General features: G+C 35.6%; 13 protein-coding genes. 7 read left to right on the top strand and 6 right to left on the bottom strand.

Annotated features, from left to right (window positions below; all coding sequences use genetic code 11):
* Window positions 1-68 precede the first annotated feature (68 nt).
* Window positions 69-560 (bottom strand): tyrosine-type recombinase/integrase, encoded by a 492-nt coding sequence (locus ACM55G_RS11405; protein WP_416844052.1) that lies wholly within the window; start codon window positions 558-560, stop codon window positions 69-71.
* Between the two features lie 215 nt (window positions 561-775).
* Between ACM55G_RS11405 and ACM55G_RS11410 the strand changes: the two genes are divergently transcribed.
* A complete protein-coding gene (locus ACM55G_RS11410) occupies window positions 776-2,185 on the top strand; it encodes an APC family permease (RefSeq protein WP_416844053.1) in 1,410 nt (469 codons plus the stop codon).
* A gap of 181 nt (window positions 2,186-2,366) precedes the next feature.
* On the opposite strand, the gene ald is transcribed toward ACM55G_RS11410, so the two are convergent.
* Complete coding sequence (gene ald / locus ACM55G_RS11415; protein ID WP_416844054.1) at window positions 2,367-3,491, bottom strand: alanine dehydrogenase; 1,125 nt, start codon at window positions 3,489-3,491, stop codon at window positions 2,367-2,369.
* 200 nt (window positions 3,492-3,691) lie between these two features.
* Here ald and ACM55G_RS11420 point away from each other — a divergent pair, with 200 nt between their 5' ends.
* Window positions 3,692-4,150 carry an Lrp/AsnC family transcriptional regulator gene (locus ACM55G_RS11420; RefSeq protein ID WP_416844055.1) on the top strand — a complete coding sequence of 153 codons (459 nt, stop codon included), beginning with the start codon at window positions 3,692-3,694 and terminating at the stop codon, window positions 4,148-4,150.
* Window positions 4,151-4,306: 156 nt separating this feature from the next.
* On the opposite strand, the gene ACM55G_RS11425 is transcribed toward ACM55G_RS11420, so the two are convergent.
* Both ACM55G_RS11425 and ACM55G_RS11430 read right to left on the bottom strand, forming a co-directional pair.
* Window positions 4,307-5,749: a glyceraldehyde-3-phosphate dehydrogenase gene (locus ACM55G_RS11425; RefSeq protein WP_416844056.1), complete on the bottom strand. Its 1,443-nt coding sequence runs from the start codon at window positions 5,747-5,749 to the stop codon at window positions 4,307-4,309.
* A gap of 149 nt (window positions 5,750-5,898) precedes the next feature.
* Window positions 5,899-7,299: a S1C family serine protease gene (locus ACM55G_RS11430; RefSeq protein ID WP_416844057.1), complete on the bottom strand. Its 1,401-nt coding sequence runs from the start codon at window positions 7,297-7,299 to the stop codon at window positions 5,899-5,901.
* 136 nt (window positions 7,300-7,435) lie between these two features.
* Between ACM55G_RS11430 and dapF the strand changes: the two genes are divergently transcribed.
* The 5 genes from dapF to ACM55G_RS11455 all read left to right on the top strand — a co-directional run bounded on the left by dapF (window position 7,436) and on the right by ACM55G_RS11455 (window position 11,520).
* Entirely contained in the window at window positions 7,436-8,218 is a 783-nt protein-coding gene (dapF, locus tag ACM55G_RS11435) for a diaminopimelate epimerase (protein ID WP_416844058.1), read from the top strand.
* Window positions 8,219-8,250: 32 nt separating this feature from the next.
* Window positions 8,251-8,799, top strand: a complete 549-nt coding sequence (locus tag ACM55G_RS11440; RefSeq protein ID WP_416844059.1) for a GNAT family N-acetyltransferase — start codon at window positions 8,251-8,253, stop codon at window positions 8,797-8,799.
* Window positions 8,800-8,820: 21 nt separating this feature from the next.
* Complete coding sequence (gene mltG / locus ACM55G_RS11445) at window positions 8,821-9,861, top strand: endolytic transglycosylase MltG (protein ID WP_416844060.1); 1,041 nt, start codon at window positions 8,821-8,823, stop codon at window positions 9,859-9,861.
* Between the two features lie 2 nt (window positions 9,862-9,863).
* Window positions 9,864-10,781, top strand: coding sequence for a DUF2279 domain-containing protein (locus tag ACM55G_RS11450; RefSeq protein WP_416844061.1), 918 nt, complete (start codon window positions 9,864-9,866; stop codon window positions 10,779-10,781).
* A 97-nt stretch (window positions 10,782-10,878) separates the two neighbouring features.
* Window positions 10,879-11,520: a peptidoglycan-binding protein LysM gene (locus ACM55G_RS11455; RefSeq protein ID WP_416844062.1), complete on the top strand. Its 642-nt coding sequence runs from the start codon at window positions 10,879-10,881 to the stop codon at window positions 11,518-11,520.
* A gap of 81 nt (window positions 11,521-11,601) precedes the next feature.
* On the opposite strand, the gene ACM55G_RS11460 is transcribed toward ACM55G_RS11455, so the two are convergent.
* Both ACM55G_RS11460 and scpA read right to left on the bottom strand, forming a co-directional pair.
* Complete coding sequence (locus tag ACM55G_RS11460) at window positions 11,602-12,135, bottom strand: hypothetical protein (RefSeq protein WP_416844063.1); 534 nt, start codon at window positions 12,133-12,135, stop codon at window positions 11,602-11,604.
* A gap of 345 nt (window positions 12,136-12,480) precedes the next feature.
* Entirely contained in the window at window positions 12,481-14,619 is a 2,139-nt protein-coding gene (gene scpA / locus ACM55G_RS11465) for a methylmalonyl-CoA mutase (protein ID WP_416844064.1), read from the bottom strand.
* Window positions 14,620-14,672: the final 53 nt, after the last annotated feature.

The raw sequence follows: 14,672 nt of genomic DNA on the forward strand, positions 1-14,672 counted from the left end.
AAGTTTGCACTGTTGCTGTAGCCTTGCTGGTAACTTGTATATAGGCGCTACTCTGTAGCGTATTACTTTCAAATATACATTTTAATTTTTATCTTACAAATCATCAAAATGGACTTTTTTATTTGTTGGATACTTTTGGTACTCACATGGGTGTAAATTTCTGTAGTTTTACTGCTATTATGGCCTAGTAATTCTTGTATATAACGCAGATCGGTTCCGCTTTCTAGTAAATGAGTGGCGTAACTATGTCGCAACCAATGTAGTGTAGCTGGTTTTGTAAGTTGGGCTTTATGTGATGCTTGTTTGAGTACTTGTTGTAAACTCCGACTATCATAAGGAACTCCTGCTACTTGCCCTTCAAACAAATATTTTTTTGGTTTATATAAGGAGTAGTATTCTCTTAGCATATCGAGTATTTTTGGGCTTAAGGGCACAATTCTATCTTTTTTTCCTTTTGCGTTTTTAAGTAATACAATATTCCTTTTGGAGTCAATATGAACGGGCTGAAGCGCTAATAATTCACCACAACGTAATCCACAACTATAAATCAACGAAAGCATTGTTGTCTTTGGTATTGGTTTTGCGTGAGTGATGGAAGCGGCATCCTTTATTTACTTTCTTTAAGAAAATAAAGATATAGCGTACAGCACGACCCAAAGTTTTTACGGAGGGTCACGCCCAAAACTTTAAAATTATTGCGCATCCTTTTCTCCATTTTTTTAAATTTCTAAAAAAAGTATATCTTTAGCCAACCAAAACCCCAAAACCCAAAAATATGGAAGACCAAAAACCAGAAGATTTTAAAAGAGAATTAGGATTGCTTGATGGAACCATGCTTGTGGTGGGTTCTATGATAGGTTCGGGAATATTTATTGTAAGTGCCGATATTGCCCGACAAGTGGGCTCAGCAGGATGGCTGATTTTAATTTGGCTGATCTCGGGATTGATTACCATTATTGCGGCGGTTAGTTATGGCGAATTGAGTGCTATGTTTCCCAAAGCAGGCGGACAGTACGTATATCTTAAAGAAGCGTACAATAAACTGATTGCCTTTCTTTACGGTTGGAGTTTCTTTGCGGTGATTCAGACGGGGACAATTGCCGCGGTTGGGGTTGGGTTTTCAAAATTTGCGGCTTATTTGGTTCCTCCATTAAGTGACGAAAATATTCTGTACGAAATAGGTTCTTTCAAGCTCAATGCAGCCCAAATTGTTTCTATAATCACGATTATTTTACTGACCTACATCAACAGTCGCGGGGTGAAGAACAGTAAAATAATGCAAACAGTTTTGACGGTTATTAAAATTTTATCATTGTTTGGATTAATAATTTTTGGTTTTATTCTTGCTGCTAAAGCGGAAATTTGGAATGCCAACTGGACAAATGCATTTAGTTCCAGAGCCTTCAATACCGAAAGTGGTTCTTGGATGCCAATAGGCGGAACGGCTTTGTTAACCGGAATTTCGGCAGCGATGGTGGGTTCTTTGTTTTCCAGTGATGCTTGGGTGGGAGTTACTTTTATAGCGGGTGAAATTAAAAATCCAAAGCGAAATGTAGGTTTGAGTTTGTTCTTGGGAACTTTTATTGTCACCATTATTTATATACTGACGAATTTAATGTACCTCGCCGTAATTCCTTTGGACGAAATTGCTACTGCAAAATCTGACAGGGTAGCGGTTGTGGCTTCACAATATACTTTTGGAGATATGGGGACGATTATCATTGCGGTGATGATTATGATTTCGACTTTTGCCTGTAACAACGGATTGATTATGGCAGGAGCCAGAGTCTATTATACCATGGCAAAAGATGGTTTGTTTTTCAAGAAAGCTGCGGTGTTAAACGATGCAAGTGTTCCCGCTTGGGCTTTATGGATACAATGTGTCTGGGCTTCGATTTTGTGTTTGACAGGGAAATACGGTGATTTGTTGGATTTTGTAATTATCATTGTGTTGATTTTTTACATCTTGACTATTTACGGAATTTTTATACTTCGCAAGAAGATGCCAGATGTGGAACGACCTTATAAAGCGTTTGGATATCCTTTTCTGCCGTTTTTATACATTATTGTAGCATCGGCAATATGTATTTCTTTATTGTTGACTAAATTCTCGACTTGTGGTTGGGGAGTGTTGATTATGCTTACAGGAATTCCGGTTTATTATATGACGAAACCAAAAGAGTAGTTTTTGGAGTGATCAGTATTCAGATTGCAGATATGAGATTGTAATCTGAGATTGAATACTGGAATCTGATTTCTAGTTTGCTGGAGGTCACACCAAAAATACTTTACTTTATACTATAAAAACAGAAAACCCGCCTTGTGACAAGACGGGTTTTTCTAGTGTAGTAAGCACTTGTTTAATATTAGTTAACAGTGTTTTCTAACATTAACTCTTCATGAAAAGGGAGATTCCAAGCTTCGGCAACTCCTTTGTAAAGGATTTTTCCGTTGGCAATGTTCAATCCTTTTTTCAATTCTTCATTCTCGGCACATGCTTTTTGCCATCCTTTGTTTGCTAATTGCAACGCGTAAGGTAAAGTAGCATTTGTAAGCGCCAATGTTGAAGTATAAGGTACTGCGCCTGGCATATTAGCCACACAGTAATGTACAATATCGTCTATGATAAAAGTTGGGTTTTCATGTGTGGTTGGCGTACAAGTCTCGATACAACCTCCTTGATCAACAGCTACGTCTACTACTACCGTTCCAGGTCCCATTAATTTCAACATATCACGAGTGATTAAATGCGGGGCTTTGGCTCCTGGTATTAAGACAGCTCCAATAACTAAATCGGCTGTAGCAATTGCTTCACGGATATTGTAATGATTGGAGATTATAGTGGTAACATTAGCCGGCATTACATCAGATAAATAACGCAAACGCGCTAAGCTTACATCCATAATGGTTACCTGAGCACCAAAACCTGCTGCCATTTTAGCCGCTTGTGTTCCTACGATTCCACCACCTAAAACCAATACTTTAGCAGGAGGAACTCCCGGAACGCCACCTAAAAGGATTCCTTTTCCTTTTAATGGTTTCTCTAAATATTTAGCACCTTCCTGAATTGACATACGACCCGCCACTTCTGACATGGGTACTAATAAAGGCAAGCTACGGTCTGCTTTTTCAACAGTTTCATATGCCAAACATATTGCGCCACGCTCAATCATAGCATGCGTCAATGGTTCAGAGGATGCAAAGTGGAAATAGGTAAATAATAATTGGTCTTTTTTAATCAAAGGATATTCAGAAGCGATAGGCTCTTTTACTTTGATTATCATTTCAGCAATGCTGTAAACGTCTTCAATAGTTGGCAATAACGCTGCTCCAGCTTCAGCATATGATTTGTCGCTAAAACCACTATTTTCACCAGCACTTGCTTGAACATAAACGACATGACCTTGTTTTTTGAATTCGGCAACACCTGCAGGAGTAAGTGCAACACGGTTTTCGTTATTTTTGATTTCTTTAGGAATTCCGATTATCATAGTGATGTGTTTAAATGTTTTAATTTAATTGCATTACAAATTTATATATAAAGAAAATATTATTGCTATTTGGCATCAAATTAAGGAAATATTCTTTTTATTTGGTAATTTAGCATGAAATATTTCTGAATATGAGTTTTTTTATATTTCTAAAAAGAAAAAAAAACTGCTTTTGTACCTAAAAAAAGAATCGACAAATTATGATACTAGACGAAACTGACAAAAAAATCTTACGTCTTCTTCAAGAAGATGCACATTTGACACTGAAAGATATTGCCAATCAAATCAACCTTTCGCTAACACCGGTTCATGACAGGGTAAAGCGTTTGGAAAAAGAAGGAATTATTGAGAAGTATGTTTCTATTTTGAATAAAAAGAAATTAGGTAAAAACCTGACAGTGTATTGCCAGGTGACACTCGTGAAACAGAATTATGACATCTCAGAAGGATTTAATCTGGCAATTTTAAATATGCCAGAAGTGGTAGAATGTAATTTTGTTTCTGGAAATTTTGATTATATGTTGAAAATCGTATTGCCAGATATGGAAAGTTATCATTATTTTCATCAAAAAAAATTATCTGTTTTACCAGAGGTTTCCTTGATTAATAGTTTTTTTATTATTTCAGAAGTAAAGAGTACCACTGTTTTACCGATTTAAATTAGATGAATTTTAGTTTGTAATTCAAAAAACAAAAAAATCCGTTTCAATTTAATAAAACGGATTTTCTATTTAATTCAGGTTGGGTTGCGCTACAAAAAATTAAAAAACTAAAATTAAAACTAAAATAGCAACGTACAACCTGTAACCTAAATGTTAGTAATACGTGAAACGTCTTACTTTAGCAATATATTTCGCCAGTCGGATGACTTGGTGGCTGTACCCATATTCATTATCATACCAAATGTATAAGACGATATTCTTTCCATCATTAGAAACAATTGTTGCATTGCTGTCATAAATGGAAGGTGCCGAAGTCCCCACGATATCCGAAGAAACTAACTCGTTGTTCAACGAATATTTTATTTGTTCTACCAGTTCGCCTTCTAAAGCGTATTTTTTCATGATGGCGTTGATTTCCTGTAGAGAAGTTACTCTGCTCACTTCAAGATTTAGAATTACCAAAGAACCATTAGGAACCGGCACTCTGATGGCATTAGAAGTTAGCTTTCCTTCAAGCGATGGTAATGCTTTGGCAACAGCGGTTCCTGCACCAGTTTCGGTAATTACCATATTTAAGGCAGCAGCTCTACCACGACGGTATTTTTTATGCATATTATCAACCAAATTTTGGTCGTTAGTGTACGCATGAATAGTTTCTAAATGTCCTTTTACAACACCTAAAGTATCTTCAACGGCTTTCAAGATTGGAGTTATCGCATTCGTAGTACAGGACGCAGCCGAAAAAATGTTTATTTCATCCGGATTGTATTCATTTTGGTTGACACCATGAACAATATTTGGAACTCCTTTTCCGGGAGCGGTAAGCAAGACTTTATCGGTTCCTTTTGAAACTAAATGTCTGCTCAAAGCTTCATGATTTGTGAATGCGCCAGTATTATCAATAACCAAAGCATTGTTGATTCCGTAAATGGTATAGTCAATTTCTTCGGGTGTGTTTGCATATATTACAGGAACGGTTGTGCCGTTAATAATCAGCGTATTATTTTTTGTGTCAGCAACAACTGAACCTTGAAAATCACCGTGAATAGAATCATAACGCAATAAGGAAGCTCTTTTTTCCAGGGAAGTAGCATCGTTTTTATCACGGGTGACAATGGCTCTCAATCGCAATTGGTTTCCTTTTCCTGTTTTCGAAAGTAACTCACGAGCTAACAATCTTCCAATTCTGCCAAAACCATATAACACTACATCTTTAGGTTGAATTTCTTCAGATGATTTGGCATCTTTTAATTTGTCTAGTACAAAATGTCTGGTGTCAGGATATTTATCCTCTTCTAAACGATACTCATACGTAAGTTTACCAATATCCAATTTTGAAGGCGGTAAATCTAATTCTAAAACAGCCCGGGCAATTTCTACTGAATCAAACACAGAAATTGGTTTGCCCACGAATTCACCTGCATATTCGTGCAAGTTGATGATTTCGCTAACGTTTTTGTCAATTAATTGATTTCTAAACAAAACCATTTCAATTGATTTTTCATACCATAAATCACTGATGATTTTTATTAATTCTACTCCTGCACGTCTTCTTTCGGCTTGAAAAGAAACTTCTTTTTCATATATAATGCTCATGTGAAAATTTGTAAAATAAATTAATAATTTTTTAAATTTTGCGCAAAAATACCCATTTCAATCGATTTCGTAACTTGTTTTATGATTTTTTTTTTTTTTTAAAAGCCACCTCGGTTTACAAGGTGGCTTTCATTTTGAGAATATAAGTATTAGATTATAATTTTTATAATTTCTCCGTTTTTATTAATCATCTCAATTCGGATACTTTGACTTTCGTCCTTTTTGTCTAAAAGTTTAGAGACTGTTTCTATATCTGTTGCTTTTATAGTATCAATACTCAGAATAATATTTCCTTTGAGTTCTTCCTCATATTGTTTGAGGTTTTCATTGGTAACAGATTTAATTTTAATACCAAAATTCAGGTTGAATTTCTTTTTATCAGCCGAATTTATGTTTTCCAATTCCAGACCTTTGAATTCCGTAGTGAAAAATTCATTTTTACTCAAAATTACCGGAACAATTCTGTTTTTTCCGTCTCTGATAATGGTTACTTGAACTTTATCATTAGGACTTTTAGTATTGATATACCCGGAAAGATCGGCATAAGTAGCCACATTTTGGTCGTCTAATTTTACGATAATATCTCCTTTTTCAAGTCCGGATTTTTCGGCACCGGAATTTTTAGTCACGTTTTTGATGTAAAATCCTTGTGTTTGGGAAATGCCTAATTCTTTTGAAGCAGTTCCGTTTAATTCGCCACCTTCAACTCCAAGAATTCCTCTTTGCACATTACCGAATTCCATAATATCCTCAATTATTTTTCGGGCAATATTTGACGGAACTGCAAAAGAATAACCCACATAAGAACCCGTCATGGATGAAATCATCGTGTTAATACCTATTAATTCGCCACGTGTATTTACCAATGCGCCACCACTATTTCCTGGATTTACCGCTGCATCTGTTTGTATGAAAGACTGAATGCCGCTAGTACCTAAATCTCTGGCTTTTGCCGAAACAATTCCTGCGGTTACCGTTGAAGTTAAGTTGTACGGATTTCCTACTGCCAAAACCCATTCCCCAATTTTCACCGAATCAGAATTGGCGAAAGCAGTATACGGTAATTTCTCATCTGCATCGATTTTCAATAAAGCAATGTCCATTTTAGAATCGGTTCCAATGAGTTTGGCTTTATATGATTTTTTGTTATTTAAAGTAATTTCAATTTCCGAGGCGTCTTTCACCACATGATTATTAGTTACGATATAACCGTCTTCAGAAATAATCACACCGGAACCCGTTCCTATTTGTTCTTGCTGTTGCTGCCCACCGTAGCCGTAAAAATATTCAAGCATTGGGTTGGTCACCGTTTTACGCGATACATTTTTTACGTGAACTACCGTATGAATGGTCTTTTCTGCAGCTTCTGTAAAATCAACATTTTCAGCGGATAATCCTACGCGTTTTCCATAGGAATCGGAGGCTAAGGTGGTGATAGAGTCTTTGTTATTCGAAAAATAACCATCATTGTCAAATAATAATTTGTAAGCCCCTAATGTTACGGCTCCACTCAGCAATGATATTAAAAAAAGTGTTGAAAATCGTTTCATATTAGAATTCGTTTTTAAATTATTTTAAAGTAAAAATAGCGTTAAATTGCTTTTTTATAAAACAGTTTAACGCTCTTTAACAATGATTAACATTTCATTAATAGTTCGTACTTTTGTATATATCAATTTAAATAAGATGCAAATAGAATTTTATAAATACCAAGGAACAGGAAATGATTTTGTGATGATTGATAATCGACAGGCAATTTTTCCAAAAGAAAATATTCAACTTATAGCCCACTTATGCGACAGGCGTTTTGGGATAGGTGGAGACGGACTTATTTTATTGGAAAATGACCCGGAAACTGATTTCAAAATGGTCTATTACAACTCAGATGGAAATCCAAGTTCCATGTGTGGGAATGGTGGAAGATGTTTAGTGGCTTTCGCCAAAAAGCTAAACGTTATTGACGACAATGCTACTTTTATTGCGACAGATGGGTTGCATCATGCCTCAGTTGCCGACAATGGAATAGTTTCTTTACAAATGATAAATGTAGATGAGGTGAAAATTACTCCGGATTATGTATTTATGAATACCGGTTCACCACATCATATACAACTGGTGGAAGATTTAGAAAACTACAATGTCAAAGAAAACGGAGCAAGCATTCGATACGGTGAATTGTATGGAAAACAAGGAAGCAATATCAATTTTGTAAAAAAAATAGATGAAACTACTTTTTCGCTTCGCACCTATGAAAGAGGAGTGGAAGATGAAACATTGGCCTGTGGAACGGGAGCAACTGCAGTAGCAATCGCAATGAATGTTTTGGGTGAAACAAAAGCAAACTCAATAGATTTGAATGTTGAAGGTGGAAAATTAGTTGTTTCTTTTGATAAAAAGGACGGACAGTTTACCAATGTTTTCTTAAAAGGACCAGCTGAATTTGTGTTTAAAGGAACTATCGAAATATAACTAAAAACCAAAATCAAGAACCTGATACCTAAATGATAACATTAAAAGGAGAAAATATCTACATCCGCGCACTTGAACCTAATGATTTGGAGTTTATTTACGCTATTGAAAACGATCAAAGTATTTGGGAAGTGAGCAATACGCATACGCCTTACAGTCGGTTTTTAGTAAAGCAATATTTGGAAAATGCGCATCAGGATATTTATGAAGCCAAGCAATTGCGATTGGCCATTTGCCAAGACCAGGATTTTCCGGCTTTGGGATTAATCGATTTATTTGATTTTGATCCAAAAAATAATAGGGCAGGGGTCGGGATTGTAATTCAAGGTAATGAAAACCGCAAAAAAAATATTGGCTCGGAAGCATTAGGACTATTAATCCAATACGCTTTTTATCATCTGAACCTACATCAATTATATGCAAATATTGGAACAGAAAATGTAGCAAGTACCGCTCTTTTTACTAAATTTGGTTTTCAAAGGATAGGAATAAAAAAGGATTGGAATTTAGTCAAAGGCGTTTATAAAAACGAAGCTATTTTTCAATTAATTAATCACACGAGCGTCAGCGAACTGGCGTAGTAATTTAAAAAGATAATTATTTTGAACTTAAAGAAAATTATAACAATCATATCTGTTGTATTAATATCAGTATTAATAGTTTATGGATTTATTTTATTGCGCCAAATTTTTTCAGCGAATACAAAATTTACAGATAAAGAACTCTATGTGTACATTCCAACAGACTCTAAATACGAAGATGTTAAAAAAATAATTGCTCCTTATATCGAAAATATGAATCGTTTTGAAATGGTTGCAAGCAAAAGAGATTATCCGGAAAATGTAAAACCAGGTCGCTTTTTATTTACAAAAGGAATGAATAGTTATGATTTAGTGAAAACTTTGAGAATCAATGTACCAGTAAAATTGGCTTTCAATAATCAGGAACGATTGGAGAATTTTGCAGGACGTGTGGGGTCCCAAATTGAAGCGGACAGTTTATCATTGCTGACTTCATTTAAAGATTCCATTTTTTTGAAAGAAAATGGTTTTACTGATGAAAATGTTTTGGCGATGTTCATTCCTAATACGTATGAAACCTATTGGAATACCTCGGCTGAAAAATTCCGAGATAAAATGATTAAAGAATATAGAAATTTTTGGAATAAGGAACGTTTTGCTAAAGCCGCTAAACAAGGATTAACCCCAATTGAAGCAACTATTTTGGCTTCAATAGTACACAAAGAATCCGTAAAAAAAGACGAGAGACCAAGAATTGCCGGCGTTTATTTGAATCGTTTAAGAGCGAAAATGCCATTGCAAGCGGATCCAACAGTGATCTATGCGATAAAAAAGAAATCAAATGATTTTGATCAGGTTATAAAAAGAGTTTTTTATAAAGATTTGACAATGAGTTCTCCTTATAACACCTATGTAAATATTGGACTTCCTCCCGGACCTATCGCAATGCCTGATATTACAGCATTGGAAGCCGTTTTAAATCCGGAGAAAAATAACTTTATCTATTTCTGTGCGAGTGTGGAACGTTTTGGATACCATGAATTTGCTGCTACTTTAGAAGAACATAATAAAAATGCCAAGAAATATTCAGATTGGATAAACAGTCAAGGTGTAAAAAGATAGTTTTGACATTTAAAAAGCTGCTTTTTTTATTCTTGTTTTTGACTGGGTATCAAACGGGTTTTTCACAAAATGCAATTGATACTTTCCTGACACCATCGGATTCGTTAAATAAGATAAGACAACAAACCGTTGTGATCTCTGAGACTGTATTGGCTTCCGGGATTTTGGTGGGCTTAAACCAGTTTTGGTATGCCGATTATCCCAAATCTGATTTTCATTTTATAAATGATAATTCCCAGTGGCTTCAAATGGATAAATTGGGGCATTCTTTCTCTTCGTATCATTTAGGAAGATTTGGTGCCGAAATGTTGCAGTGGAGTGGAGCCAGTAAAAAGAACCAACTGATTTACGGAGCGGGTTTGGGGTTTGCTTTTTTGACAGCTGTTGAGGTGATGGACGGTTATTCTTCGGAATGGGGCGCTTCATCCGGGGATGTAATTGCAAATGCTTCCGGAACGGCTTTATATGTTTCACAAGAATTACTGTGGAAAGAACAGCGTATAACCCCTAAATTTTCTTTTCATATCACCCAATATGCAAATCAAAGACCAGCAGTTTTAGGGAGTTCATTTACAGAACAAATTCTAAAAGATTATAATGGACAAACCTATTGGTTTTCGGTCAATTTATATTCTTTTGCCAAAGGCTCAAAAATACCAAAATGGCTGAATCTTGCTTTGGGTTATGGAGCCGAAGGAATGATAACCGGAAATAGACAAAATGAGGTACAATTTCGGACTCTAAATCGACAAAGATACAGGCAATTTTACCTGAGTCTTGATGTCGATTTGACTAAAATTAATACAAAATCCCACTTTTTAAAGACTCTTTTTTCAGTTTTAAATACAGTAAAAATACCAGCTCCAACGATTGAAATGGTGCTCTTCAACGATGTTAAATTCCACTTAATCTATTTTTAGAAAACTTTAACTAATTGATTATCAGTATAATTATTTTTTACCTATCTTTGCACGTAGAAATTTCTTAACGGGACAGCGTTTTGAAGAAAAACAATTTATGATAAAGAAATGGTATTTTTATACAGGTTTGACAATTATTGTCGCTTTTTTAAGCTCGGGTTTTAAACCCTTTAATTTAGACACCAACTCTTGGTTTCTAGTACATGAAGAAGATGGATCACACTACTTATTTCCATCTGAAAAACAAGAAGATTACACCAATTTGAATATCCCTTTTACTGGAAATTTCTTTATTGGATTCAAAGAAGCAATCGGATACAGAGAATCTGAAAGCAAATACAAAAAAATTAATTCACTCGGATATTTAGGCAAATACCAGTTTGGTGTAGAAACACTAAAATCAGTTGGTGTGCGCAATAGCACTGCTTTTTTGAATAGCCCCGAAATGCAGGAAAAAGCATTTATTGCTCTTTTAGCACAAAATAAATGGGAGCTGAAAAAGGAAATTGAAAAATATCAAGGCACAATAATGAATGGAATTCGCATAACGGAATCTGGAATATTGGCCGCTGCACATCTTGGAGGTCCAGGTTCAGTAAGAAAATATTTGAAAACTAAAGGGAAAAGATATTTTCGGGATGCTTACGGCACTTCCATACGTAGTTATATGAAATCCTTTGGCGGGTATGATACTTCGTTTATTGTTGCGGATAGTAATGCAACTATAAAAAACATATAAAAGGTTTACTTCATTCAAGCAAAGAGGCTGCCCAATGTATATTTGGCAACCTCTTTATTTATTCTATTAAAAATAGTATTATTATTTCATTTTTATAATTTCTCCATCGGGACGAACTACTAGTTTAACGACTTCCTTGTTTTTTTTAATCTTAACATTATACTGTTTCTTTACAACATCTCCTTTTGATTGGGTATAGAGAAATTGATCGTTTACAATTGCCCATCCGGGATAAGCTCTGTAAATGGAATAAATTACCTCACTGGGAAGTTTTACATTCTTATACTCTTCAACCACACGCATTAATTTTCCATTCTCATTATAAGTTGCAGATAAAGTACCTTTTGCGGTACTCAGAACCACAAGGTATTCTTCAAACCCCTCATAATCTTTTCCAAGGTCGTAACCGATGAATTTTTCTTCTACAGCTTGCACACCTTTATCCGGGTTATTATCCGGAAGATATACTGCAAAATCTTTCCCTGCTTTTTTGATTACAACTGGTGGTAATTCTGTGATTTTCATCTTTCCCTGAACGGTATCTTTCTTCTGATCTTGTGAATAAGATGGTGAGCATAAACCTAAAAACATCAAAATAATAAGTAATGATTTCATGATATTTGGTTTTAAATTAATATTAAATAAGATACATTTTAATGAGCAAATAAATGCTAAGTGGTATTGTTTTTTTTCTTATTAATCATCTTAATAAATTGTATATTAACATTTTAATAAAAATTATTTTAATAAGTATTTTGAAAAACATATTGTCTTTAGTAAAATTAACATATTTATTCAGCCCATTAAGTTAATTTTTTCTGTATGCAATGTTAAAAGTAACTACTCTAAAAAAAACTTTTTTTAATAGGAATTCGTGCTTGTAATTGAGATTGAAAAACGATACAAAAAAACACAAACCTTTCGATTGATGTTTTTAATATTAATATAACAGGAATCTGTTTACTCTAAACTTTCCATCAGAATTTCCAATATTTTGATAGCTGCTTCACTAATTTTTGTTCCAGGTCCAAATACGGCAACCGCACCAGCATCAAACAAAAACTGGTAATCTTGTGCAGGAATTACTCCGCCTACAACTACCATAATATCTTCCCGACCGTATTTTTTAAGTTCATTGATTACTTGAGGGACAAGGGTTTTATGACCTGCCGCAAGAGAGGAAACCCCTAAAATATGCACGTCGTTTTCTACCGCTTGTTTTGCAGCTTCAGCCGGTGTTTGAAAAAGTGGGCCAATGTCAACATCAAAACCTACATCGGCGTAACCGGTAGCAACAACTTTTGCCCCACGATCATGTCCGTCTTGTCCCATTTTGGCAATCATAATTCGAGGTCGGCGTCCTTCTAGTTTTGCAAAGGCATCTGCCATTTGTTTTGCTTTTTCAAAACTTTTGTCGTCTTTTATTTCTTTACTATACACGCCGCTAAAGGATTTAATTTGTGCTTTATATCTTCCAAAAACTGTTTCCAGCGCACCACTAATTTCTCCCAACGTTGTCCGGTTTCTGGCAGCTTCAATAGCAATTTCTAATAAATTGCCTTGGCCAGTTTGAGCACAAAGGATTAATTTTTTCAGAGAATTTTCTACTTTTTCAGTATCTCGGGTCGCTTTTATTCGGTCTAATTGTTCCAGTTGTTGTTTACGAACCATTTGGTTATCCACATCCAAAATCTGTAAAGGGTCTTCTTTTTCTAATCGGTATTGATTAACGCCCACAATAATATCCTGGCCGCTATCTATTCGCGCTTGTTTTCTTGCCGCAGCTTCTTCGATTCGAAGTTTTGGAATTCCGGATTCAATGGCTTTGGTCATGCCACCTAGTTCCTCCACTTCTTCAATCAGCTTCCAAGCATTTTCGGCAATTTCATTCGTTAAACTTTCCACGTAATAACTTCCAGCCCAAGGATCTACTGTTTTTGTGATTTTAGTTTCTTCTTGTAAATAGAGTTGCGTGTTTCTGGCAATTCTTGCCGAGAAGTCTGTTGGTAACGCAATTGCTTCATCTAAAGCATTGGTATGTAAAGATTGTGTTCCTCCAAAAGCGGCGGCTGCAGCTTCAATGCACGTTCGCGCCACATTGTTGAAAGGATCTTGCTCTGTTAAGCTCCAGCCCGATGTTTGGCAATGGGTTCTCAACGCTAATGATTTGTCGTCTTTTGGTTCGAATTGTTTAACCAGTTTTGCCCAGATCATTCTTCCTGCACGCATTTTGGCAATTTCCATAAAATGGTTCATTCCAATCGCCCAGAAAAAGGACAGGCGTGGAGCGAATTCATCAATTTTCATCCCCGTTGCTAATCCAGTTCTAATGTATTCCAATCCATCGGCTAGTGTGTATGCCAATTCAATATCTGCAGTGGCTCCCGCTTCTTGCATGTGATATCCTGAAATAGAAATCGAATTGAATTTCGGCATTTTTTTGCTGGTGAATTCAAAAATATCAGCAATAATTTTCATCGAAGGGGTTGGCGGATAAATATAGGTGTTGCGCACCATAAATTCTTTAAGAATATCATTTTGTATCGTTCCTGAAAGTAATTCGGGTTTTATGCCTTGTTCTTCTGCTGCAACAATATAAAAAGCCATAATAGGTAAGACAGCACCATTCATGGTCATGGAAACTGACATTTCCTCTAGCGGAATTTGGTCGAACAATACTTTCATATCTTCGACAGAATCAATCGCAACTCCCGCTTTTCCGACATCACCCACTACGCGTTCGTGATCCGAATCATACCCGCGATGAGTAGGTAAATCAAAAGCGATGGAAAGTCCTTTCTGACCCGCAGCCAAGTTTCTCCTGTAAAAAGCATTGCTTTCTTCAGCAGTCGAAAATCCAGCATATTGGCGTACTGTCCATGGTCTACGAACGTACATGGTTGCATAAGGTCCGCGTAAATTTGGTGCAAAACCAGCTCCAAAATCAAGATGAGTAAGATGCTCAATGTCTTGTTCGGAATACGTTGGTTTTAGCTCAATTCCTTCGGCTGTCATAAATGCATTAGCGCGTAAACTGTCACTCTCGACTTTCGACTTTTTACTTTCTAATTGAATATGTTGTAGCTCTTTTCTTTTCATTTTTCAGCAATGAATTATACTATTTTGGAAATAATTTTTTAACGGAATACTAA

Origin of the sequence: Flavobacterium algoriphilum (assembly GCF_048158655.1) — a bacterium.
Lineage (GTDB): Bacteria > Bacteroidota > Bacteroidia > Flavobacteriales > Flavobacteriaceae > Flavobacterium > Flavobacterium algoriphilum.